A 22081-nucleotide genomic window follows, 5' to 3' on the forward strand; every position below is an offset into this window, starting at 1 on the left:
CACCGTCGCATCGGCGGTGATCGGTGGTGCAGCGGTCACGTGGCGTCACGATAGGCGACCTGACCACCCCTGACAGGGGACCTAGGTCTCTAACGATCAGCCTCTTCGCTGCATACCGTGACGATCACGGACGTCCGGATCTCCGGTTTCCCCGGAGCAGGCGACGCCGCGTCCACCTCGTGTCACATCCCGTCACCGCGCTCTCGGGAGCCCACCCATGTCCGTGACCCCCTCGTCACCGACCCGCGACGGATCACCGGCGCTCGCCCTCGTGCGCCGCCGGCCGATCACGTCGTTCTTCGTCCTGGCCTACGCCGTCACCTGGCTCTGCTGGCTCCCGGTGGTCCTCACCGGCGCGTCGGTGTTCGACCCCGACACGTTCGCGCCGAACCCGGCGATCCTGCCCGGCATCGCGATCGGCGTCACCGGCACCGCGATCTTCATGATCTGGGCGACGGAGGGCCGCGAGGGTCTGCGCCGCTACCGCGAGCGGCTGCTGACCTGGCGCGTCGGCATCCAGTGGTGGGCCGTCGCGATCCTGCTGCTGCCCGTCGGCGGGATGGTGGTCGCCACGCTGCTCGGCGCCTCCGACACCCTGCTCGCGCTGACGCCGTCGGCGCTGGTGCTCTACCCGGCCGCGTACTTCGCGCACTTCTTCTTCGGCCCGCTGTTCGAGGAGTCGGGCTGGCGTGGCTTCGCCCTGCCGCGCATGCAGTACCGCTTCGGCCCGGCCCGGGGGTCGCTCTACCTCGGCCTGCTCTGGAGCGCGTGGCACTTCTTCCTGTACGTCCCGACGTGGTTCTCCGCCGGCGACGTCGGCGCGGGCGTCCAGGCGCTCGTGATCTTCACGGTGCTGACGACGTCGATGACGTTCCTGTTCACGTGGCTGTCCAACCACACCGGCGCCAGCCTGCTGCTGGTGATCCTGCTGCACGGCTCGGTCGACGGCACCCAGACCTACATGCAGCGCCTCGGTGACCAGGGCGTCATCTCGCCCGAGGCGACGGCGCTGGCCGACGGCCTCGGCCTGCTGATCTGGGCCGTGATCGTGATGATCGTGCTGCTCCTCGCCACCCGCGGGAAGCTGGGCTACGCGGCCTACCGCGACACCCCGGAGGAGGCCCGCGACCTGGACCCGGTGACGGCGGCGGCCGGGCGTGGCCGCCACGCCGGCCGGCACGAGGGGACCAGCACGGGGTCCTCGGCGTGACGGCCGTGACGCCCGAGCGGGACACGTCGTGGCGGAGCAGCCGGCGTCGCGTCCGGCTCGATCTCGTGTCGGACCTCGGGCTCTTCCTGCTCGTCCTCGCCCTGGGGCTGGCCGTGGCCCTCGTGGCGGCCCTGGTCTGAGGTGCGCTGCGCGCAGGTGAGCACCACCGCGTGCGGGGGCACCGCTTTCTGCTCACGAGCCCGTAGGGCACATTGCGGCGCATGTTCGCCGTCACCGTCCGCGACCACATCATGATCGCCCACAGCTTCCGCGGGGAGGTGTTCGGCCCGGCGCAGGCGCTGCACGGGGCGACGTTCGTCGTCGACGCCGCGTTCCGCCGGGCCGAGCTCGACGCCGACGGCATCGTCGTCGACATCGGCCTCGCCACCGAGCAGCTGCACGACGCCCTCGCCGACCTGACCTACACCAACCTCGACGAGCACCCGGAGTTCACCGGGCTGAACACGACGACCGAGTTCCTGGCGCAGGTCGTCGCCCGGCGCCTGGCCGAGCGGGCCCGCGACGGCCGGCTCGGGCCGCACGCGGGCGACCTCGCCGGGATCACCGTGACCCTGCACGAGTCGCACGTGGCCTCGGCGAGCTACGAGCTGACGCTCTCGTGAGTGGTTCGGGTCGTCACGACGACCCGAACCACTCACGTGGCGGAGCCATCACCGCCGGATCTGCACCTCGTCGCCGGGCTCGAGCGTGCCGAACACGGCCCGGGCGTCGGCCGGGTCGAGGTGGATGCACCCGTGCGACGGCCGCGTCGTGCTCCCGGTGTGGAAGGCGCGGCCCTCGTCGTCGAAGAAGATCGAGTACGGCATCGGGGTGTCCCGCCCGCTCTCCTTGCTGACGTGGTGGCGCTCCTTGCGCTGCACCGTCGTCGTGCCGGTGGGGGTGGGGTCCTCCGGGATGCCCGACGTGATCGGCATCGGCGCGCTCGTCGCCCGCCCGTCCTGCACGAGCCAGGCCCGGTGCTCGGAGAGGTCGACGCAGACATCGGCGGTGTCCGTGCAGGACGGCGAGGCCGTGGCGGGTGCCGCGGCCGCGACCGGCGCGGCGCCCAGGGCGGCGAGCGCGACGGCTCCGGCCGGGGCGAGCACGGAGGCCGCGCGGGCTCGGGGGCGAGCGCGGCCGGGCCGGCGGTGCCGGGCCATGGGGACTCCTCGTCGTCGGTACGGCGTCGGTGCGGCGTCGCTTCATGGGTGGCCCGCGACGGCCCGGCGGATGCGTCGCGGGACGTCGCTCGATGGGGTCGGTCCGCAGGGCGTGCCGCCGGTCACACGAGGCTCCCGCACGGCCGGACGAGGAGCAGGCTGATTCCGCGAACAAGTGTCGGGACATTTGGCGGGCGGGAGCGGTGGCGTCGACGAGCGGGCGGGTCCGCGTGCCCCCGCCCCTGCTGCGCCGGCGGGTGCCGTCCGGGCGCGGTGCGACCGAGCAGCCCAACGCCCCGGTCGCGGAGGAGGCGCGGCTGACGCTGCGCTTCTGGCTGCTGGTGGCGCTCGTCGGCGTCGGGGCGGGGCTGGCGGGCGCCCTGCTCATCGGGCTGCTCCACCTCACCGAGCACGTGGCGTTCGGGTACGCGTCGGGCAGCTTCGCCGAGGGTGCGCAGCACGCCTCGCCCCTGCGGCGGGTCCTCGCGACGGCCGGCGGCGGCGTCGTGGTCGCCGTCGGCTTCTTCCTCGTCCGGCGGTGGACCCGCGGGCGTGCCGACGTCGACGACGCGGTCTGGCACGGCGACGGGACGCTGTCGGCCCCGCGCGCCGCGGGCACCGCCGTGTTCTCGGAGATCGCGGTGGGGGCCGGCGCGTCGGTCGGCCGCGAGGCGGCGCCCCGGTTGATCGGGGGCCTCCTGGGCAGCGTGCTCGGCCGGTGGGCCGGGATGTCGACCGCCCAGCGGCGGCTGCTGGTGGCGTGCGGGGCCGGGGCGGGCTTCGCGGCGGTGTACGACGTGCCGCTCGGCGGTGCGGTGTTCACCGCGGAGGTGCTCTGCGGGGGCATCGCGCTCCCGGTCGTGCTGCCCGCGCTCGCCTCCTGCGCGATCGCCACCGCGACCGCGTGGGTCGCGCTCCCGCGCGAGGCGACTTATCCCGGCCTGCCCGACCTCCCGCCGACGACGTCGGCGACGGTCTGGGCGCTGGCCGTGGCGGTGCCGCTGGGGCTGCTCGCCGTCGGGTTCGTGCGCCTGATCGCCCGGGTCTCCCACCACCGGCCGACCGGCTGGTGGTCGCTGCCGGCCCCGCTGGTCGCGATGCTCGTCGTCGGGCTGGTCGGCATCCCGCTGCCGGAGCTCTTCGGCAACGGGAAGATCCTCGCGGACCTCGCCTTCGACGCCCGGGGCAGCATCGTCCTGCTCCTCGTGCTGGGCGCGCTCAAGCCGTTGCTCACGAGCCTGTGCCTCGGCAGCGGCATCGCCGGCGGGCTGTTCACCCCGACGCTGAGCACCGGGGCCGCGCTCGGCGCGGGCCTCGGCGGGCTGTGGTCGCTCGCCTGGCCGGGCACCGGTGTCGTCACCTTCGCCGTGATCGGCGCCGCGGCGTTCGTCGGCGCGGCGATGCAGGCACCGCTGGCCGCCCTCGCGCTCCTCCTCGAGCTGACGCACGCCGGCTTCGGCCTCATGGTGCCCATGGCGGTGGCCACCGTCCTCGCCACCGTCACGGCCCGGGTCGTCGACGGGTACTCCATCTACTCGGGCCGCCTGCCCCCGTCCGGGCCGTGATCGGCCCGATCCGTCCGCGCTCCTCCCTCGCCGTCCCATTTGTGCACGGGGCGTGACGATCCCCTCACGGACCGCTCAACCGGGGCGGCGCACCATGGGCGTCGTGGGGAGATCGATGACGCTCGGCGCCCGGCTGCTGGCGATCGGGGTGATCGGCGGCGTGCTGCTCGCCGGCCTGCTGTACCCGGTGGTCGGGGGCGTCGGGCAGCTCGCGGCGCAGGCCGTCGGCGGGGTGGAGGCGACGCAGCCGGGCGTGCTCACCGGCGACATGCCCTCGGTCACGACGATCACCGACGACGCCGGTGCGCCGATCGCGTACCTCTACGACCAGAACCGCCAGGTCGTCGCGTCGAACCAGATCTCGCTGGCCATGAAGGCCGCGATCGTCGCGATCGAGGACCGCCGCTTCTTCGTCGAGTCCGGGCTCGACGCCCGCGGCGTGCTGCGGGCGCTGGTGAACAACTCCAGTGGCGGCTCCACCCAGGGCGCGTCGACGCTGACCGAGCAGTACGTCAAGAACTACGACGAGTACGTGGCGGCACAGACCCCCGCCGAGCAGCTGCGCGCCACCGCGCCGAACCTCGGCCGGAAGTTCCGCGAGGCCGAGGTCGCCGAGCAGCTCGACCACAGCGTCTCCAAGGACGAGATCCTCACCCGCTACCTCAACGTCGTCTCGTTCGGCAACCAGGCCTTCGGCGTCCAGGCCGCCGCGCGCACGTACTTCGGCACCACCGCCGACCGCCTCACCGTGCCCCAGGCCGCGATGCTCGCCGGGATGGTGCAGAGCCCCGCGGTGTTCGACCCGGTGCGCCACCCCGCCGCCGCGGTCGGCCGCCGCAACGTCGTGATCGACCAGATGGCCCAGCAGGGCGACATCACGCCGCAGCAGGCGGCCGCGGCGTCCGCGTCGCCGCTCGGCGTCGACCCGGCGCTGCACGGCCTCACCGAGGGCTGCATCGGCGCCGGCGACGCCGGGTTCTTCTGCTCCTACGTGCTCGACTACCTCGACCGCGCCGGCCTCCCCACCGACGAGCTGCGCCGCGGCGGCTACACCGTCCGCACCACGCTGAACCGCGCCGCGATGGACCAGGCGAAGGCCGCGGTCGACGCCGAGGTGCCGCCGACCCAGCCGCACGTCGCCAACGTCCTGTCGATCGTGACGCCGGGCGCGACCGGCCACGCGGTGACGGCCATGGTCGCCAACCGCGGCTACGGCCTCGACTCCTCGCAGCTCCAGACCACCTACGACCTGCCGGGCACGCCGGAGAACCTCGGCGCGGGGTCGGTCTACAAGATCTTCACGTCGTCGGCCTACCTCGCGCAGGGCGGCGGGATCGACAACGTCATCCCGGTGCCCGCCAACGGCTACGCCTCCCCGCTGACGCCGGGGTTCGTCGTGTCCAACGACGGCGACTACCCGCCGCAGATGACGCTGCAGGACGCGCTCGCGCAGTCGCCGAACACCGCCTTCGTCAAGCTCGAGGAGACCACCGGCATCGCCCCCGTGGTCGACATGGCCGTCCGGCTGGGCATGCGGTCGCTGGCCGAGTCACCGGGCCCGGGCCAGCCCTCGATCGCCGACACCGTCCGGGCGCAGAACCAGGCGTCGTTCACGCTCGGGGTGGCGCCGACGAGCTCGCTCGAGCTGGCCAACGTCGGCGCGACGCTCGCGAGCCACGGCGTGTGGTGCCCGCCGAACCCGGTCACGTCGGTGACCGACGCGTCCGGGGCGCCGGTGACGGTCAACAACGCGGCGTGCGAGCAGGCCGTGCCCGGCCCGCTCGCCGACACGGAGATGACCGGGCTGTCCAAGGACGACCAGCCCGGCGGGACCTCGGCCAACGCGGCCGCCGCGGCCGGCTGGAACCGCCCGACCGCGGCCAAGACCGGCACGACGCAGACCTCCGAGTCGGGCGCGTTCGTCGCGGCCACACCGGCGGTGTCGGCGGCCGCGATCACGTTCGACGACTCGTCGTCCCCGCGCCCGATCTGCACCGGCACGCCGCCGACGTCGTGCTCGACCGGCAACCTCTTCGGTGGCACCACCCCGGCCCAGACCTACTACCGGGCGATGACCGCGATCCTCGGGTCCAGCCCGGTGCAGCCCCTGCCGGCGCCCGATCCGCGGTTCGTCACCGGCGGGCGGCTCACCGACATCCCGGCGGTGATCGGCGACCCGGCCGGGCAGGCGACCCAGGCGCTGCAGCAGGCCGGGTTCGTGGTGGCCACGAACTCCGTCGACAGCCGGGCCCCGGCCGGCACGGTCGTGGGGGAGAACCCGCTCGGCGGCGGCGTGGAGGGCCAGACGGTCACGGTCACCACCTCGAGCGGCCGCCTCCTCCCGCCCCCGGGCCCCCCGAGCTAGCGCCTACGTGCGTGATCTTCGGAGTGATAGCCCGGAAGATCACGCACGAGGCAGGTGGGCGCGCCCGGCCGCGACGACCAGGCGCAGCCGCCGGAGGGCCTCCACGTCGCGGGTCGGGTCCCCGTCGACGGCGAGGACGTCGGCGGCGTAGCCCGGGGCGAGGCGCCCGATCCGGTCCGCGAGACCCAGCACCGCGGCCGCCTCGGTGGTGGCCATGGCCAGCACCGCCGCGTCGGGGAAACCGGCCGCGCGGTAGAGGGTGAGGGTGTCGACGACGTCGTCGAACACGCCGGGCCCGGCGCCCGCGTCGGTGCCGACGACCATGCGGATGCCCCGCGACGCGTTCCAGGCCAGCCGCGCCAGCAGGCCGTCGCGGTCGGCCTCCGGCGGCCAGGTCCGCCAGCCGCGGGCGCGCGTCGGCACCAGCACGGCCCCGGACGCGGCGATCGCGTCGGCCACCTCGGGCCGCGGGTCGGTGGCCGGCGCCGCCCCGGGGGAGGGGCCCGGGCCGGCGAGCCACCCGCCGTGCTCGATGGTGTCGACGCCCGCCCGCGCGCAGGCGGCCATCGTCGCCGTGCCGTGGGCGTGCGCGGCGACGGGCAGCCCCACCTCGCGCGCGGCGGCCAGGAGCGCGGCCAGGGCGGCGTCGTCGAACTGGCTCTCCCACGGCCGCGGCGAGGACGGCGTGAGCATCCCGCCGCCGGCCATCACCTTGATCCAGTCTGCGCCCTGGTCGGCCCGGTGGCGCACGGCGTCACGGACGTCGCCGCGGACCTCCCCGCCGAGGAACCAGCAGTGCCCGCCCGGGCTGGTCAGCGGGGTGCGGGACGTCAGGACCCGCGGCCCCGGCGCGCCCGACGCCCGCCACGCGGCGACGACGCCGTCGCGGTCGCCCAGGTCGCGGGCCGTCGTCACGCCCTCGTCGAGCAGGCGCAGCGCGTTGCGGGCGACGGCGGCCGCGAGGTCGGGGGTGGGGCGCTCGGGCGGCGGGGTGACCGGGTCGCGCTCGGGTTCGAACGCCAGGTGGACGTGGACGTTCACCAGCCCGGGCACGAGCGTCGCGCCGGCCAGGTCGACGCGCTCGGCGTCGGGCCGCGCCGCGGCGAGCGCGTCGGGCGGCCCGACCGCGGCGATCGTCGGTCCGTCGACGAGCACGGCGCCCGGCGCGATCGCCGGCTCGCCCGGCGCCGGGACGACCCGCGCCGCCACGAGCAGCCGCGGCCTCACGGTCGGCGACGCTACCTCGTCCGGGCGACTGATCATGGTCGCTGCTGCCAGCAATGTGCAACGATCCGGGCATGGCCGTTGCCGCTGCTTCGTGCACCGTGGACGTCGTCCGGCCCGACCAGCTGCCGGCGGTCGAGCGGCACATGCGCGGGATGCTCGAGCGCGAGCTCGGCGGGTACGACCCGGCGCTGCACGCCGACGTCGACGACCTCGCAGGCACCTACCTCGACCGGCCCGGCCACGTCCTGCTCGTGGCCGTCGACGCCGAGGGTGTGCTGGCCGGGACCGCCTCCGTGCGGCCCGGGGGACCGGCGCCCGAGCACGTGCCGGGCTGGCTCGCGGCGCGCTACGCCGCCGGCACCACCGGGCAGGTGTGCCGTGTCTGGGTCGACCCCGGCCACCGCCGCGGCGGCGTCGGCCGCACGCTGGCCCTCGCCGCGATCCGCCACGCCCTGGCCGAGGGGTACGACCCGGTGTGCCTGCACACCAACGCCTCGGTGCCCGGCGCGCTGGCCTTCTGGCGCAGCGTCGACGAGGTCGTCGAGGTCTTCGACGCCCGCCCGGACGACCGCTGGTCGAGCGTGCACTTCGAGGTCGACCCGGGGCGCGTCAGCCCCTGACGGCGCCGACCGCCGCGATGTCGCGGACGTGGTGGACGCCCTCGTGCGCGGCCTGGCGCAGCAGCCACCGGCCCGTGCGCTGCTCGTGCGGGAGCCGGGTCGCGACGCGGTCCCAGTCGGATTCCGTGTAGCGCGCGGCCTCGTCGAGCAGGCCGGGCGTCACGAGGTCGAGCTCGTCGAGCACGGCCTCGACGTCGTGGTGGTCGTAGCGGAAGCGCCGCGCGCGCAGGTCGTTGTAGACCGGCTCGAGCGCCGGCCGGTCCTCGGTGCGGGTGCGGTGCAGCCGGATCGTGAACGCGACGGCGAGGTCGCGCAGGTGGCAGACGTACTCCGCGACCGACCAGACGTCCGGATCCGGGCGCCCGTGCCAGCGCGACCGGTCGATCGCGAGCACCGCCTCCCGGGTGCGGGCCGGCACGGCGGCGGCGAGGCCGCGCGCGTCGTCGACCGTGAGGGCGAGGAAGGAGACGTCGCACGACGGGCAGACGTGGTCCTCCTCGGCGAGCGGCGGCAGGTGCGCTTCGCGCATGTGAGCAGTATGGAGTGCTATGGCACGCGGAAGTGCTCACGAGCGCGTAGCGCACCTCGTGCGTCCCGTCGCGGACCCGGCGCTGGTCAGTGGCGGGGACGTCTACGACGCGCGGGTGATCGCGGGCCTGCGCGCGGACGGGTGGACCGTCCACGACGCGCAGGTCCCCGGCTCCTGGCCGCGTCCGGACGCGGCCGCCCGCCGCGCGCTGGGCGACGTCCTCGGCGCCGGTGACGGCCCGGTGCTGCTCGACGGGCTGGTCGCGTGCGGGGTCCCGGACGTCGTGGTCCCGCACGCGCGGCGCCGACCGGTGGCCGTGCTGGTGCACCTGCCGCTCGGGCAGGAGCAGCCCGACCTCGAGGAGGCCGAGCGCGCGGTGCTCCACGCCGCCGGCGCCGTGCTCGCCACCAGCCCGTGGGCGGCGCGCCGGCTGCGCGAGCGCCACGGGCTCACCGGCGTCACCGTCGCCGTGCCCGGCGTCGACCCGGCCCCGCCCGCGGTCGGCACGGACGGCGCCCACCGGTTGCTCTGCCTCGGCGCCGTGAGCCCCACCAAGGGCCAGGACCTGCTCGTCGCCGCGCTCGCCCAGCTGCGCGGGCACCCCTGGACCTGCGACCTCGTCGGCCCCACCGGCCGCGCGCCCGCGTTCGTCGACGACCTGCGGGCCGCGATCGCGGCCCACGACCTGACCGACCGCATCCGTATCCACGGGCCCCGCACGGGCGTTGACCTGGAGGGGATCCGGCGACACGCCGACCTCCTCGTCGTCCCCTCGCGGGTCGAGACGTACGGCATGGTGGTGAGCGAGGCGCTCGCGCGGGGCACCCCGGTGCTGGCGAGCGACGTCGGGGGGCTGCCCGAGACGGTCGGGACGGCCGGAGTCTTAACGCCCGCTGAGAACGTTCCCGCGCTCGTCGCAGCGCTGCACCGCTGGTTCGCCGAACCGGCACACCGCGCCGGGCTACAGCACTCAGCGGGATCTTCACGATGCAGGCTTGCCTCGTGGACGCAGACGTCGCGGCGGGTGCAGCAGGTGCTGGCGGACCTGTCCGCCACCCCGACCCGCAGCTGAGCGAGGCCCCCCGGCCCCGGTCACCGGAGCACGCCCGCCCGGGCGCCCCCGCCGCGACCGACTGGCTCGCCCTGCGCGAGGCCGCCGACGCCGACGCGCGGGCGGTCGACCTCGTCGAGGACCTGCGCGCCGGGCACCCCGCGCCCGGCCGCATCCTCGACCTCGGCGCGGGCACGGGCTCCATGGCCCGCTGGCTCGCGCCGCGCCTGCCGGGCCCGCAGCACTGGGTGCTCGCCGACCGCGACCCCGTGCTGCTGGCCGAGGCGCTCGACCGGCTGCCCACCACGGCCCGCGACGGGTCGCGCGTCACCGGCGAGGTGCAGACGGTCGACGTCACGACGCTCACCGCGGACGACCTCCGCGGGGTCGACCTCGTCACCGCGTCCGCCCTGCTCGACCTGCTCACCGCCGAGGAGGTCGACGCGCTCGCCCGGGCGTGCGTCGGGGCCGGCTGTGCCGCGCTGCTGACGCTGTCCGTGGTGGGTCAGGTCCGCCTCGAGCCCGCCGAGGCCCGCGACGTCCCCGTCGCCGCGGCCTTCGACGCGCACCAGCAGCGGGTCGTCGACGGGCGCCGGCTGCTCGGCCCGCTCGGCGGCATCGCCGCCGAGGAGGCCTTCGCCCGCCACGGCGCCCACGTGCACTCGCGCGCGAGCCCGTGGCACCTCGGGCTCGACGACGTCGACCTCGTGGTCGCCTGGCTCCAGGGCTGGGTGGCCGCGGCCGCCGCGCAGGACCCCGACCTCGCGCGGCACGCCGACGCCTACCTGGCCCGCCGGATCGAGGCCGCCGAGGAGGGCCGGCTGCGGGTCACCGTCGGCCACCTCGACCTGCTCGCCCTCCCGTAGCCCTGCCCTGGCTCCCCGAGAGACCCCACACGCTCCCCACCGTCTGGATCTCCCCCGTGTCGCTCCCCACGACCGCCGCTCCTGCCCCCGCTCCCCGCACCAGCCCCGAGAATCTCCCGAACGACACCCCCGCTCCCCGCCGACGCCCCACACTCGGCTCCGTGGTCCGTCTCGCCGTCGGCCTCGGTGTGCCGGCGCTGCTCGTCGCGCGTCTCGGCGCGGGCGGGGTGGTCGACGCCCTCGCCGGCATCACGCCGCTGACCGTCGCCGCCGCCCTCGCCCTCGGCGCGGTCACGACGATCGCCGGCGCCGCGCGCTGGTGCGTCGTCGCGCACGGCGTCGGGCTGCGCCTCCCGCTGCGCGACGCCACGGCCGACGCCTACCGGGCCACGCTGCTCAACTCCCTGCTGCCCGCGGGGGTGCTCGGCGACGTGCACCGCGCGGTGCGCCACCACCGCCCCGGCGACCCCCGCGGCGCCCGCGCCGTCGTCATCGAGCGGGTGGCCGGGCAGGTCGTCGTGGTCGGGGTCGGCGTCGCGGTGCTGCTCGCGCAGCCCGCGCTGCTGCACTCGCTGGTCGGCCCGGGCCTGGCCTGGGTCGCGGGCGGGGTGGCGCTGCTGCTGCTCGCCGCCGCCGCATGGCTGGTCACCGCCCGCCGGGCGGCCCGCGTGCGGGAGGCCGTGCTCGCCGCGCTCGGCGACGTCCGCGAGGGCCTCGGCCGGCTGCGCACCGCCCCCGCCGTCCTGCTGTTCTCCCTGATCGCGCTCGGCGGGCTGCTGGCGCTCTTCGTGCTCGCCGCCCGGGTCGCCGGGGTGGACGCGCCCCTGGGCCGGCTGCTGCCGCTGGTGACGGTGTCGCTGCTGGCGATGTCGATCCCGCTGACCGTCGGCGGCTGGGGCCCGCGGGAGGCCGCGGCGGCCGTCGCGTTCGCCGCCGTCGGGCTCGACCCCGGTCAGGGGCTCGCGACCAGCGTCGTCTACGGCGTCCTCGCGCTGATCTCCTGCCTGCCCGGGGCGGTCGTCCTGCTGGTGGACGCGCTCGGTCGCCCGAATGCGCGCCGGATGCCTGGTCTCCCGCCGTTACCGTGGCGTACGTGCTCACCCTCGTCCGCCACGGTCAGAGTGAGGCCAACGCCCGCGGGGTGATGTGCGGGCGGTCCGACGCGCCGCTCACCGAGGTCGGCCGCCGCCAGGCCGCGGCCCTCGCCGCCGGTCTCCCGCGCCCCACCCGGCTCATCACCAGCCCGCTCGTCCGCGCCCGGCAGACGGCGGCGGCGTTCACCGCGGACGACCCGGTGGAGATCGACCCGCGGTGGACCGAGATGGACTACGGCGCGCTCGACGGCCAGCCGATGACGGCGCTCGACGGCGACGCCTGGCGGGCCTGGCAGGCCGACCCGGAGCACGTGCCCGCCGGCGGGGAGTCCCTCGCCGCGGTGCGCGACCGCGTCGCGGGGGCCTGCGCGGAGCTGGCCGAGGAGGCCGCCCACGGCGAGGTGGTGGTCGTCAGCCACGTCTCGCCGATCAAGGCGGCGATCAGCTGGGCGCTCGGCGTGGGCATCGAGATCGCGTGGCGGATGTTCCTCGTCGACGCCGCGGTCTGCCGGGTCGACACCAGCGGCGCCGTCCCGGTGCTCCTCGCCGTCAACGACGAGGGCCCCCTGCACGCGGGGACGATCCTGCCGGCGTGAGCCTCACGCGCGGGCGTGGCGCCCGGCGGTGGTGGTCGCGATGGCCGTGGTCGCGGCGGCGCGCAGACGGCCGAGGTAGGCCTCGGCGGTGAGCGCGACCGGGCGGATGAGCCCGCCGCCGGCCGGCGTCGCCCCGGGCCCGTCGGTCGGACCCGGCGGGACTGCGTGCTTGGCCATCAGGAACCCCCCGGTTCAGCGCCTCCGGCCTCCGTGCCGGCTGATGATCGGTTCTCGCCCCTCGACGACGGAGCGTTAGCTGGATCACCGCGAGAGGTCGCGCATTCCCTCGATCAGGTGACGCGGGGTCAGGCGCGGGCGCCCCAGTGGCGCTCGTCGACGGTCCCGTGCGTCTTCATGCTCACGAAGGGCGCGGCCAGCCACGCCGCCGCGCCCGCCGTCGCTCCCGCCACCGCCGTCATGAGAAGGGTCATCGCAGGCAACCTCCGCACGTCCCGAACGTCCGAGCACTCCTACGCGCACTGTCGCCCGTCGCGACCGCCGCGTTAGCCGGTGGGGGCTGCGCCAGGTGAGTGGTTCGGGTCGTCACCACGACCCGGATCACTCACCTGCGCGCAGCGCCTCCCCACGCGATCTTGGCGGCGGTGAGGACGTCGTCGGCGGAGCGCTCGGGGGAGGCCGCGTCGGTCGGGACGTCGGCCGCCCAGCCGGTCCAGGCGCGCCGGGACTCCTCGAGCCCGCGGGTCAGGCCGTCGACGTCCGGCGGCACGATGAACGCGCCCTCGACGTCGCGGAGGTTCTCGGCGATCCCGGCGCGGTCGGAGACCACCACCTGGAGCCCGGCCACCCGCGCCTCGAGCGGGGTGAAGCCGTAGACCTCCTCCAGTGAGGGCAGGACGAGCGTCTGGGTGGTGGCGAGCACCTCGACGACGGCGTCCTCGTCGAGGAACCCGCGGAACCGGACACGGTCGGCGACGCCGAGGTCGCGGGCCTGCCGGCGCAGGGTCTCGAGCTCGACGCCGTCGCCGACCACGTCGAGCTCGGGGGCGCCGTCGAGCCGCGCGAACGCCTCGACCAGCGCGCCGACGTTCTTGCGCGGGATCAGCTGGCCGACGTAGACGTAGCGGTGGCCGGGGGCGTCCGGCCCGGTGCCGTCGCCGAGGGCGTGCTCGCGCAGCTCGCGGGTGCGCCCGCCGAAGAGGTCGAGGTCGACGCTGTTGACCGACTCGACGATCCGCTCGGGGGCGACGCCCGAGGTGATGGCCGCGTCCCGCGCCGCGGGTCCCGGGACGACGACGGCGCCGGCGTGGGTGAACAGCCAGCGGCGGGCCCAGTCGACCGGGCCGGAGGCGAAGCGGCGGCTCGTCAGCGTGCTCTCGGAGAAGATGACGTAGGGCACGCCGCGGCGCACCGCGCGCACCATCGACCACGCGCTCGCGAGCTGGGCCCACGTGGGGATGACGACGACGTCGGCGTCGAGCACCCGGCGCGTGGCCCCGGGGCGCAGGATCGCCTGGTAGGAGTCCAGCGCGGCGAGCGGCCCGCGGCGAGGCAGCTGCCAGCACGGCACCAGGGTCGACGCGTAGCCGGGGTGGGGCCGGTAGCGGAAGTGCCGCTCGGGCTCCTCGGCGAAGAGGAAGCGGACCGTGAGCTCGCTGCGCCGCGCCAGCTCGCAGAAGAGCGGTTCACGGTAGGGAGCCTGCGCGTCGGTCAGCCACGCGATCTCCATCGACACCTCGCCTCGTCCTCCCGCTTGCCTGCGTAACGTAGCGACGGACGAGGCCGCTCGACAGGATGGAGCAGCGTGTATCACTCCCGGGCGACAGCGATCGTCGAACTGGAGTCTCTCGGTCACCGTCTGAACTACGTGCGCCTGCTCGCCGAGCACTTCGCTCCCCCAGAACGGTTACTGCTCGTCTCGCCCTCGGTGGCCGGTTCGCCCGAGTTCGAGCAGCACCTCGGGCACCTCGAGGCCGACGTGGTCGTGCTCGCCGCCGACGACCGCGCCACCGCCCTGCCCGACGCCCTCGCCGTCGCCACCGCCCGCGGCGCGGGCCACCTCGTCGTGCCCGAGGCCGACAAGGCCGTCCTGCCCGTGCTGCGCGCCCTGCTGCGCGGCGCGCTGCGGTGGGCCCGGCCCCGCCGCCCGCGGGTCACGCTGCTGCTCATGCGCACGGCGCTGCCCGGCGGCCCCGAGGCCGCGACGCTCGGGATGGCGCTCAAGCCCGCCCTGGTCGCCGTCCTGCGCGCGCTGCCGGGCGTGCGCGTCCTCTTCCTCACCGACGCGTTCGGCGTGGTCACCCGCCGCCGCGGCTTCCCGGGGGTCCGCCCCGTCCGCGACCCCGTGACGGCCCCCGACCCCGCGCCGACGGGCCGGGCGGCCGGCCCGCGCGCCCGCGTCGGCGTCCTCGGCGTGATCGGCGCCCGCAAGAACGTGCCCGTGCTGGTGGCGGCGGCCGCGCGCCGACCGGACGTCGACGTGGTGCTGGCCGGGCGCTGCGAACCGGAGGTGCGGGCGTTCCTCGCGACCGACCCGGACGCCGCCCGGCTGCGCGCGCAGGGCCGCCTCGACGTCGACGACCGGCTGCTCGACGACGCGGAGTTCGATGCCGCGTTGCGGTCGGTGGACGCGGTCGCCGTGCTGCACGACAACGACGCGCCCAGCGGCATCGTCGCCGAGGCCGCCGCGCGGGGCGTGCCCGTGCTGGGGCCGGACCGGGGGTGGGTCGCGACCGTCCTGGCGGCCACCGGCGGCGGCGTCCCCGCCCGTGTCGACGACCCCGGGGCCGTCGCCGCCGCCCTCGATCGCCTGGTCGCCGAACGGACCCGCTACGTTGCTGCGGCGTGCTCGTCAGCGGCGTCGCTGGGCGTGGCCGATTTCGTGTCCGGGCTGGTCGGGGGCCCCGGAGACCAGGAATGATCTGGCCCGCGTTGAGTACCGCACTGCTCCGTCCGGCGTCATCGCCGTCGCCCGGATCCGTCTCTGTGTCGACCGCACTGCACAGACCGACCCCCAGCCCCGGAGGACCGCAGCCGTGAGCCCGCGCCAGTACTGGACGGTCCTCCGGGAGGACCGCTGGATCGTCGCCGGGATCCTCCTGGTCTGCCTGCTCGGTGCCCTGCTGCTCGACCTGTTCCTGCCGCGGACGTACACGTCGTCGGCGGTGTTCTACGTGTCGTCGTCGCAGGCCGAGCCGTCGCCGACCGACGCGTACTCCGGGCAGCAGCTGGCGACCGAGCGCGTGAAGTCCTACAGCGAGGTCCTCAAGGGCCCGCGCGTGGCCCGCGACGCGTCGCTGCTGCTGGGCGGCTCGCCGACCGCCGAGGAGATCCAGGGGGCGGTGAGCGCCAGCTACGTCGAGGAGACCGTCGTCCTGACGCTCGACGTCACCGAGCGCTCCCCGGACCAGGCCCGGCTCGTGGCGGGCGCGGTGTCGACGGCGTTCACCCGGCTCGTCGGATCCATCGAGTCGACGAACGGGGTGGTCAACCAGCCCATCGCGACGGCCGAGGTGATCCTCCCGCCGACGAACCCGACCGAGCCCAGCGGGCCGCCCACGACGATCATCTTCGGCGCCGCCCTCGTGCTCGGCCTCGTGCTCGGGTTCGGCGCGGCCCTGGTCCGCCGGGCGCTGCGCGACACGGTCGACACGCCCGAGGCGCTCGCCCAGCGCCTCGGCGCACCCCTGCTCGGGGCGGTGCCGGCGCTGCGGCGGCCACCGGAGCACCCGGCGCTGCTCGCCGAGCCGCCGCTGGGTGCCGACGGCCGCCAGGCCCGCCTGCTGCGCTCCCGCGCCGAGGCCTACCGCCGCATCCGGACCGCGCTGCTCTCCAGCTCCGGCGGCCGGCGCGCGGTGGTGCTGACCGGCGCGGGCCCGGGCCAGGGCACGTCGACCACCGCCGTCGACCTCGCCATCGCCCTGGCCGCCACGGGCGACTCCGTGGTCCTCGTCGAGGCCGACCTGCGCCGGCCGCGCCTCGCCCAGGTGCTCGGGCTGAAGGGCGCGATCGGGCTGCGGGACGTCCTCGAGCGGGGCCGGGCCCTCGAGGAGGCCGTGCAGCGCTTCGCCCGCGGACGGATCGACGTGATCATCGCCGGGGAGGCCGGGTCGGGCACCGGCGAGGTCGGCGAACCGCTGGTCGGGGCCCGCATCGGCCCGCTGCTCGCCACCCTGCGCGAGCGCTACGACCACGTCCTCGTCGACACCCCGCCGGTGACCGACGCCGCCGACGCCGCCGACGTCGCCCGCCACACCGACGGCGTGGTGCTGGTCTGCCGTCGCGGGCACACGCGCACCACCGACGTCGACGTCGCCGCCTCCGCGCTCGCCCTGGGCGGTGCCGCCGTCCTCGGCGCGGTGATCACCTGGGCGGTCGGCGTCCGCGAGGCTGCGGCCACGGCCCGGCCCGTGCTCGCCCTGCCACCCGGCCCCTCGGCGCGCGCGGCCGAGCCGCCGGAGCCGCCGGCCCCGGCGGACGGGCCGGGCCCGACGGCACCGCGCATGGCGACCACGCGGACCCGGACCCCGCCGCCGGCGGCGTCCGAGCCCGACGCCGCCACCGACGCCGCCACCGGGGACACCCCGCCGCCGAAGACCCGGAAGACCACCACGCGGAAGACCTCCCGCCCGAGCGCGCCCGCCGACGGGGACTCCCCGGCCCCCACGACGCCGCGGCGCACGACCGGCAGCCGGTCGGGGGCGTCCGCCGGCGCCGACGAGACGGCGGCCCCCGCCGAGCCGCCGACGGCGCGGGTCCGGTCGCGCGGCACCACGAGCGCCAACGGCACGAACGGCAAGAACGGGAACGGCAGCGGCGACGGCACCCACCAGGGGACGGCGAGCCCCACCACCGGGCGCGAGAACTAGCGGCGGGAGCAGATGGAGTCCGGCACCGAGTCCGGTACCGAGCCGACCACGCACGCCCCGGGACGCGCCCGCCGCGCGATCGGGTTGCTGATCGGCCGCCTGGCCGGCGTGGCGGGGGCACTCGCCGCCGGCCAGGTGATCATCGGGCTGATGTACGTCGTCGGCGCCCGGGCGATCACGCCGGCGACGCTCGGCCTCATCGCCACCTGCGTCGCGATCGGCACCATCGCCGCCACCGTCTTCGACGCCGGCCTCATCGCGCTGCTGACCCGCGAGGTCGCCGCGGGGGCCGTCGACCTCGACCGGGCCCGCGGGGTCGTGCGGGCCAAGCGACGGCTGTCGTGGGTGCTCGTCCTGCCCACCACGGCCGCGTGCGTCGTCATCGCGCCCACCCCGGCGTCCGGGGTCGTGCTCGGTTTCCTCGGCCTCGCGATGTGGGAGGCGCAGAGCCGCAACGGCCTGCTGCGCGCGCAGGAGCGGTTCACCGTGGCGGCGACGGCGCAGGTCACGGGCCGGGCGCTCGGCCTGGTCACCGTCCTGGTGCTGGTCCTCGCCGGGGCGCCGGTGATCGCCCTGCCGATCGCGCTGGTGCTGGCGTTCGCGCTGGAGGCGGCGCTGGGCCGGTACTTCCTGGGGTCGGCGCGGGTCCCCACGCCGGGCCAGCGCGAGGTCTGGGGCCTCTACCGCGAGGCGTTCTCCTACGGCCTCGCGTCGCTCGCCGCCTCGGCCCAGCAGCTCGACACACCGCTGGTGGCGCTGGGCGCCGGCCCGGTCGGGGCCGGCCTCTACGCCGCGGCCGGACGGCTGCTCGGCCCGCTCGGCTTCTTCGCGACGGCCCTGGGCCTCGTCGGGGCCCCGTGGCTCGCCCGTGCCCGCGACGACGAGCCGGCGCTGCGCGGCGAGGAGCGCCGCGTCGTCGGGCTCGCGCTGCTGCTCGCGGCCGTCCCGCTGCTGGCCGCGGTGCTGGGACCGCCGCTGCTGCCGCTGGTGCTCGGCGAGCAGTACGCGACGTCCGGCCCGGTGCTCGCCGTGCTCGCCGTCGGTTCGGTGTTCTCGACGCTCAACCAGCCGCTGGCGATCATGCTGCAGAACCGCGGCCACCAGCGCACCACGGCGGTGGCGATCACCATCGGGCTCGGCCTCGGGCTGGTGTCGACCTGGGTGCTCGCGATCCTCGGCGGCGCCGTCTGGGCCGCCGCGGGCTTCGTGCTCAGCCAGGTCGTGATCCTGGTGCACCTGGCGATCGCCGCCCGGCGGGTCCGCGGCCGGGCCGTCGCGAGCCGGGCGGCCTGACGGTCAGACCGCGGCCGGCTCCCGCCGCGCCGGGACGGCGGCCCGGGTGAGCACCGCCCCGACCAGCGGGATCGCGCCCGCGCGCAGGATGCCGCGCACCGCCTCGAGGTCGGGTCGCGTGGCCACGCCGGCCCGCGCGAGGAGCACCACCCCGTCGGCGTGGGCGGCCAGGCCGGCGGCGTCGACCGCGGCGGGCATCGGCGGGGCGTCGACGAGGACGTGGTCGTAGCGCTCGCGCAGCCCGGCGAGCACGGGCCCGGTCAGCCGGGAGGCGAGCAGCTCGCTCGGCCGCTCCGGCAGGTGCCCCCCGACGAGGACGTCGATCCCCGCCGCCGGCCACGGCCGGATCGCGTCGTCGGCGTCCACGTCGCCGCGCACGACGCCCGCCAGCCCGGGCCCCGGGTCGCGGTCGAGGCTGGTGAGGAGCAGCTCGGAGCCGCCCGCGCGCCGCAGGTCGGCGTCGACGTAGAGCACCCGTCGCCCCGCCGCCGCGAGCGCGACCGCCAGGTTCAGCGCGAGCGTCGTCGTCCCGGCGGCCGGGCCGGTGCCGGTCAGCACGAGCAGCCGGCGGCCCCCGCCGCCCGCCTCGTCCGCAGCGACCTCCAGCGCGCCGCGCAGCTGCCGGTAGGCCTCCACGCGCGGCCCGGCGGCGCCCTGCCACGGCAGGACCACCGGGCGCGTGGCCGTCGTCGGGTCGGCCGGCACGACGCCGAGCACCGGCCCGTCGACCAGGTCCTCCAGCTCGGCGGTCGTCGCGACCGAGGTGTCGCGGGCGCGGCGCAGGACCGCGACGCCGTACCCGAGCAGGGCGCCGAGCAGCACGCCGATGGGCAGGTTGAGCTTGAGCTTCGGGCTGACCGGGCCGTCGGGGACCGTCGGCGGCAGGACCATCTCGGTGGTCACCGCCGGTCCCGCGGCCCCCGGCGGCGTGTCGAGGGTGGTGACGAGGCGGATGAACGAGCCCGCGACGGCGTTCGCCAGCCGCACCGCGCCGTCGGCCGACCCCGCGGTCACCCGCATCGAGACGACGACCGTCTCCTTGGTGGGCTCGGCCGTCACCACGTCCTGGATCTGCTCGGGCGTCGGGGTCCCGCCGAGCTCGCGGGAGGCCTCGGCGGCGACGACCGGCCCGGTGAGCAGCTGCGTGTAGGACGCGACCTTCTCCTCGGCGAGCCGGGCCCCGTCGTAGGTGCCGGTGGCCTCGGCCCCGCGGTTCGCGGAGACGTAGAAGGTCGCGGTGGAGTCGTAGACCGGCGGCACCAGCGCGGTGACGGCGACGGCGATGACGACGCCCAGCCCGACGCCGGCCAGCACCGTCCACACGGCGGCGCGCAGGAGCGCGACGTGGTCGCGGATGGTCATGCGGTCACCACCCGGGCGGTCGGCTCCGGAGCCGGGGACTCGTCGTCCGGGGCGGCGTCGTCCAGGGTGAACGCGACGACGCACACCGCGAACGCCCACGCCGAGGCGCCCGCGGGCTGGGCCAGCAGGAGCGTGAGCAGGACGACGAGGGTGACCGCGGTGCTGCGGCCGCGCCCGCCGCCGAGCGCGACGGGGACGAGCAGCGCCGCGAGGACGAGCACGACGAACGGCAGCCCGTTGACCCCGATGTCGGAGATGAGGTTGACCCCGCCCTGCGAGACCGACGTCGCCCCGCCCCACGGGTCGGTGAACAGCGCGTTCCACCCGGCCTCGGTGGCGCGGTTGCGCTCGTCGAGCGACATGACGTTCTGGGTCCGTTTGGCCGCCAGCCCGAGCACGGGGGCGGTGACGGCCACCCAGGCCGCGAGGCCGAGGGCGACGACGCCGAAGAGCTGGCGGAGGTAGCCCTTCAGGCCGATGCCGGCGGCGCGGGGGCGGATGAACTGGTCGTAGGCCCACACGACGACGAACACGCCGAACCCCGACGTCGAGATGCACCCGATGAGCCCGAGGAGCAGGACCAGCCCGAACCCGGCGCGGCGCAGCCCCACCTGGCGGGCCACGAAGTAGGCGACGGCGCAGTACATCGCCATCCAGCCGGACTCGCGCCCGAGACCGGTGAACCGCGGGAAGGCGACGCCGAACACGGTCTGCTCGGAGTAGGTGACGGTGAACGGGAGGTACAGCGGCTGGGCGCTGCCGCCGACCGGGACCTGGCCGATCTGCCCCCCGCCGACGCCGAGGACGCCCCACAGCAGCGCGGTGACGATCCACGACGCGCACATCACCCCGATGATCACGACGAACCCCGTCGCCACCCACCGGGCGCTGCGCCGCTCGCGGCACACCGTCGCGACGCCGGCGACCGACCCGACGGTGAGCACGACGTCCTGGAGCACCGACTGCAGGTTCGGGCCCGACCCCTCGCCGGCGGCGCGCAGCAGCAACCAGACGTAGGCGAGCCCGAGGAAGGTGACGAGCGTCCAGGCCCGCCGGGTGGGCACGAGGTCGGCCTGCACCGCGGGGTCGCCGCGGCGCACGAGCGCGAGCAGGGCGGCGACTCCGACGAGGCCGGCGCCGACGACGGCCAGCTGCTCGCCGAGCAGGTTGGGCCGCAGGAACGGGACGGCGAGCAGCACGATGCCGGCCGGGAGGCCGGCGGGGACGCGGGGGCCGGTGCGCGATGTCATGCCATCCCTGGTCGGCGGCTCGGGCACGGAGATCATCGGGGATCAGCAGCCTCACGGGACGCGCGGTGTCGGTGGAGGGCGTCGGACAGCACCGCGAGGTGACCGTCCGCGCAGGTCGCGAGCGAGAGGCGTCGCGCCAGCGCGGGGGCCGCCTCGACGGCGTGGCGGGCGAGGCGGGGGTAGTCGGCGGCGACCGCGCGCAGCACCGCGGCGAGGTCGTCGGCGTCGCCCGCGCGGAAGGCCGTCACCGCCAGCTCCGGCACGGTGGCCGCGACGCGGTCGCTGACCACCACCGGGAGGCCCGCCACCGCCGCCTCCAGCGGGGCCAGCGGGTGGCCCTCGAAGTCCGCGGCGTGCACCAGCACGTCCGCCCCGGCGAGGAACCCGGCGACGTCGGTGACGGCGCCGACCAGCGTCGCGGTCGGCGCGTCTCCGGCCCACCGGGCGACCTCGCTCCAGGTGGCGTCGTCCGGTGCCTCCCCGGCCACGCGCAGCTCCGCGTCGGGCAGCGCGGCCCGCGTCCATCCGGCGAGCAGCACGTCGACGCGCTTCTGGGGCACGAGGCGGTTGAGCGCCGCGGCGACGCGGACCTTCTCGGCCGGGACGGTGCGGGGGACCAGGTCCTCCCGCACGCCGTTGGGCACGAGCGTCACCGGGGTGCGCGGGCCGAACAGGCGCCGGTACTCCTCGACCTGGCCGGGGTTGATGGCCACGAGGTGGTCGGTCCAGCGCTGTACCGCCCGCTCGCCGAGGCGCAGCGAGCGGATGGCGAAGTTCTCGCCCGCGCTGTGCAGCACGGTGACCACCGGGCGGGTGCCGCGCGCGGCGAGGCGGGCGTACAGCGCGGGCAGCGCGGTGTGGGCGTGCACGACGTCCGGCGCGAGGTCGTCGAGCGCGCGGCGCAGCCGCCGGACCCGCGGCACCTGCCCGGTCGGCTCCCCGGGCGGGTCGAGGTAGAGCGTGGTGACGTCGTGGCCCGCGGCGCGCCAGCGCGCGACCAGCGCGGCCTCCAGCGTCTCCGCGCCCCCGACCTGGGGCGTGAGCAGCACGCTGGCGATGCGCATGAC

22 protein-coding genes are annotated in these 22081 nt (G+C 76.4%); 13 read left to right on the forward strand and 9 right to left on the reverse strand.

Annotated features, from left to right (window positions below; all coding sequences use genetic code 11):
* The first annotated feature begins 217 nt into the window (after positions 1-217).
* The 3 genes from ABD994_RS00645 (at position 218) to ABD994_RS00655 (ending at position 1833) form a co-directional block, all read left to right on the forward strand.
* The gene (locus tag ABD994_RS00645) at positions 218-1210 is read left to right on the forward strand and encodes a CPBP family glutamic-type intramembrane protease (protein ID WP_345410258.1); all 993 of its coding nucleotides are present in this window, start codon (positions 218-220) and stop codon (positions 1208-1210) included.
* Positions 1207-1350, forward strand: coding sequence for a hypothetical protein (locus tag ABD994_RS00650; protein WP_345410260.1), 144 nt, complete (start codon positions 1207-1209; stop codon positions 1348-1350). The genes ABD994_RS00645 and ABD994_RS00650 overlap by 4 nt, the downstream gene beginning before the upstream one ends.
* A gap of 81 nt (positions 1351-1431) precedes the next feature.
* Positions 1432-1833, forward strand: coding sequence for a 6-pyruvoyl trahydropterin synthase family protein (locus tag ABD994_RS00655; protein WP_345410262.1), 402 nt, complete (start codon positions 1432-1434; stop codon positions 1831-1833).
* A gap of 48 nt (positions 1834-1881) precedes the next feature.
* On the opposite strand, the gene ABD994_RS00660 is transcribed toward ABD994_RS00655, so the two are convergent.
* On the reverse strand, positions 1882-2370 hold the full coding sequence (locus tag ABD994_RS00660; RefSeq protein WP_345410264.1) for a L,D-transpeptidase: 489 nt from the start codon (positions 2368-2370) through the stop codon (positions 1882-1884).
* Positions 2371-2573: 203 nt separating this feature from the next.
* Between ABD994_RS00660 and ABD994_RS00665 the strand changes: the two genes are divergently transcribed.
* Together ABD994_RS00665 and ABD994_RS00670 are read left to right on the forward strand one after the other, a co-directional pair.
* Complete coding sequence (locus tag ABD994_RS00665; protein WP_345410266.1) at positions 2574-3935, forward strand: chloride channel protein; 1362 nt, start codon at positions 2574-2576, stop codon at positions 3933-3935.
* A 94-nt stretch (positions 3936-4029) separates the two neighbouring features.
* The gene (locus tag ABD994_RS00670) at positions 4030-6300 is read left to right on the forward strand and encodes a transglycosylase domain-containing protein (RefSeq protein ID WP_345410268.1); all 2271 of its coding nucleotides are present in this window, start codon (positions 4030-4032) and stop codon (positions 6298-6300) included.
* Positions 6301-6339: 39 nt separating this feature from the next.
* On the opposite strand, the gene ABD994_RS00675 is transcribed toward ABD994_RS00670, so the two are convergent.
* Positions 6340-7527 carry an amidohydrolase family protein gene (locus tag ABD994_RS00675; RefSeq protein ID WP_345410270.1) on the reverse strand — a complete coding sequence of 396 codons (1188 nt, stop codon included), beginning with the start codon at positions 7525-7527 and terminating at the stop codon, positions 6340-6342.
* A gap of 71 nt (positions 7528-7598) precedes the next feature.
* Between ABD994_RS00675 and ABD994_RS00680 the strand changes: the two genes are divergently transcribed.
* On the forward strand, positions 7599-8147 hold the full coding sequence (locus ABD994_RS00680; RefSeq protein WP_345410272.1) for a GNAT family N-acetyltransferase: 549 nt from the start codon (positions 7599-7601) through the stop codon (positions 8145-8147).
* Here ABD994_RS00680 and ABD994_RS00685 read toward each other — a convergent pair.
* Positions 8137-8676: a DinB family protein gene (locus ABD994_RS00685; RefSeq protein WP_345410274.1), complete on the reverse strand. Its 540-nt coding sequence runs from the start codon at positions 8674-8676 to the stop codon at positions 8137-8139. The two genes, ABD994_RS00680 and ABD994_RS00685, sit on opposite strands and share 11 nt — an antisense overlap.
* Positions 8677-8734: 58 nt before the next feature.
* On the opposite strand from ABD994_RS00685, the gene ABD994_RS00690 reads away from it, so the two are divergent.
* From ABD994_RS00690 to ABD994_RS00705, 4 genes are all read left to right on the forward strand, one after another.
* On the forward strand, positions 8735-9748 hold the full coding sequence (locus ABD994_RS00690) for a glycosyltransferase family 4 protein (protein WP_345410276.1): 1014 nt from the start codon (positions 8735-8737) through the stop codon (positions 9746-9748).
* Positions 9679-10593, forward strand: coding sequence for a class I SAM-dependent methyltransferase (locus ABD994_RS00695; protein ID WP_345410278.1), 915 nt, complete (start codon positions 9679-9681; stop codon positions 10591-10593). The genes ABD994_RS00690 and ABD994_RS00695 overlap by 70 nt, the downstream gene beginning before the upstream one ends.
* A 161-nt stretch (positions 10594-10754) precedes the next feature.
* On the forward strand, positions 10755-11738 hold the full coding sequence (locus ABD994_RS00700; protein WP_345410280.1) for a lysylphosphatidylglycerol synthase transmembrane domain-containing protein: 984 nt from the start codon (positions 10755-10757) through the stop codon (positions 11736-11738).
* The gene (locus ABD994_RS00705; RefSeq protein ID WP_345410282.1) at positions 11687-12283 is read left to right on the forward strand and encodes a histidine phosphatase family protein; all 597 of its coding nucleotides are present in this window, start codon (positions 11687-11689) and stop codon (positions 12281-12283) included. Before ABD994_RS00700 ends, ABD994_RS00705 begins: the two co-directional genes overlap by 52 nt.
* A gap of 3 nt (positions 12284-12286) precedes the next feature.
* On the opposite strand, the gene ABD994_RS00710 is transcribed toward ABD994_RS00705, so the two are convergent.
* The 3 genes from ABD994_RS00710 to ABD994_RS00720 all read right to left on the reverse strand — a co-directional run bounded on the left by ABD994_RS00710 (position 12287) and on the right by ABD994_RS00720 (position 13970).
* Positions 12287-12460, reverse strand: a complete 174-nt coding sequence (locus tag ABD994_RS00710) for a hypothetical protein (protein ID WP_345410284.1) — start codon at positions 12458-12460, stop codon at positions 12287-12289.
* A 128-nt stretch (positions 12461-12588) separates the two neighbouring features.
* Entirely contained in the window at positions 12589-12714 is a 126-nt protein-coding gene (locus tag ABD994_RS00715) for a hypothetical protein (protein WP_345410287.1), read from the reverse strand.
* A 131-nt stretch (positions 12715-12845) separates the two neighbouring features.
* Entirely contained in the window at positions 12846-13970 is a 1125-nt protein-coding gene (locus ABD994_RS00720; RefSeq protein WP_345410423.1) for a glycosyltransferase, read from the reverse strand.
* 138 nt (positions 13971-14108) lie between these two features.
* Between ABD994_RS00720 and ABD994_RS00725 the strand changes: the two genes are divergently transcribed.
* The 3 genes from ABD994_RS00725 (at position 14109) to ABD994_RS00735 (ending at position 18402) form a co-directional block, all read left to right on the forward strand.
* Positions 14109-15161, forward strand: a complete 1053-nt coding sequence (locus ABD994_RS00725) for a glycosyltransferase family protein (protein ID WP_345410289.1) — start codon at positions 14109-14111, stop codon at positions 15159-15161.
* A 115-nt stretch (positions 15162-15276) separates the two neighbouring features.
* Positions 15277-17109, forward strand: coding sequence for a tyrosine-protein kinase domain-containing protein (locus tag ABD994_RS00730; RefSeq protein ID WP_345410291.1), 1833 nt, complete (start codon positions 15277-15279; stop codon positions 17107-17109).
* A gap of 12 nt (positions 17110-17121) precedes the next feature.
* On the forward strand, positions 17122-18402 hold the full coding sequence (locus ABD994_RS00735; RefSeq protein ID WP_345410293.1) for an oligosaccharide flippase family protein: 1281 nt from the start codon (positions 17122-17124) through the stop codon (positions 18400-18402).
* Between the two features lie 3 nt (positions 18403-18405).
* On the opposite strand, the gene ABD994_RS00740 is transcribed toward ABD994_RS00735, so the two are convergent.
* Genes ABD994_RS00740 through ABD994_RS00750 form a run of 3 tightly spaced genes read right to left on the reverse strand, consistent with a single transcriptional unit; the run spans position 18406 to position 22078 of the window.
* A complete protein-coding gene (locus tag ABD994_RS00740; RefSeq protein ID WP_345410295.1) occupies positions 18406-19764 on the reverse strand; it encodes a tyrosine-protein kinase domain-containing protein in 1359 nt (452 codons plus the stop codon).
* Positions 19761-21014 carry a hypothetical protein gene (locus ABD994_RS00745; RefSeq protein WP_345410297.1) on the reverse strand — a complete coding sequence of 418 codons (1254 nt, stop codon included), beginning with the start codon at positions 21012-21014 and terminating at the stop codon, positions 19761-19763. Before ABD994_RS00745 ends, ABD994_RS00740 begins: the two co-directional genes overlap by 4 nt.
* A gap of 32 nt (positions 21015-21046) precedes the next feature.
* Positions 21047-22078: a glycosyltransferase gene (locus tag ABD994_RS00750; protein WP_345410299.1), complete on the reverse strand. Its 1032-nt coding sequence runs from the start codon at positions 22076-22078 to the stop codon at positions 21047-21049.
* Positions 22079-22081: the final 3 nt, after the last annotated feature.

It is taken from the genome of Actinomycetospora chlora (assembly GCF_039542135.1).
GTDB classification, from domain to species: Bacteria; Actinomycetota; Actinomycetes; order Mycobacteriales; family Pseudonocardiaceae; genus Actinomycetospora; species Actinomycetospora chlora.

Excerpts from the sequence above, each read along its gene's own strand:
- ABD994_RS00645 (WP_345410258.1), top strand. The coding sequence starts at position 218 with ATGTCCGTGACCCCCTCGTCACCGACCCGCGACGGATCACCGGCGCTC.
- ABD994_RS00655 (WP_345410262.1), top strand. The coding sequence starts at position 1,432 with ATGTTCGCCGTCACCGTCCGCGACCACATCATGATCGCCCACAGCTTC.
- ABD994_RS00660 (WP_345410264.1), bottom strand. The coding sequence starts at position 2,370 with ATGGCCCGGCACCGCCGGCCCGGCCGCGCTCGCCCCCGAGCCCGCGCG.
- ABD994_RS00670 (WP_345410268.1), top strand. The coding sequence starts at position 4,030 with ATGGGCGTCGTGGGGAGATCGATGACGCTCGGCGCCCGGCTGCTGGCG.
- ABD994_RS00680 (WP_345410272.1), top strand. The coding sequence starts at position 7,599 with ATGGCCGTTGCCGCTGCTTCGTGCACCGTGGACGTCGTCCGGCCCGAC.
- ABD994_RS00685 (WP_345410274.1), bottom strand. The coding sequence starts at position 8,676 with ATGCGCGAAGCGCACCTGCCGCCGCTCGCCGAGGAGGACCACGTCTGC.
- ABD994_RS00710 (WP_345410284.1), bottom strand. The coding sequence starts at position 12,460 with ATGGCCAAGCACGCAGTCCCGCCGGGTCCGACCGACGGGCCCGGGGCG.
- ABD994_RS00715 (WP_345410287.1), bottom strand. The coding sequence starts at position 12,714 with ATGACCCTTCTCATGACGGCGGTGGCGGGAGCGACGGCGGGCGCGGCG.
- ABD994_RS00720 (WP_345410423.1), bottom strand. The coding sequence starts at position 13,970 with ATGGAGATCGCGTGGCTGACCGACGCGCAGGCTCCCTACCGTGAACCG.
- ABD994_RS00735 (WP_345410293.1), top strand. The coding sequence starts at position 17,122 with ATGGAGTCCGGCACCGAGTCCGGTACCGAGCCGACCACGCACGCCCCG.
- ABD994_RS00740 (WP_345410295.1), bottom strand. The coding sequence starts at position 19,764 with ATGACCATCCGCGACCACGTCGCGCTCCTGCGCGCCGCCGTGTGGACG.
- ABD994_RS00745 (WP_345410297.1), bottom strand. The coding sequence starts at position 21,014 with ATGACATCGCGCACCGGCCCCCGCGTCCCCGCCGGCCTCCCGGCCGGC.
- ABD994_RS00750 (WP_345410299.1), bottom strand. The coding sequence starts at position 22,078 with ATGCGCATCGCCAGCGTGCTGCTCACGCCCCAGGTCGGGGGCGCGGAG.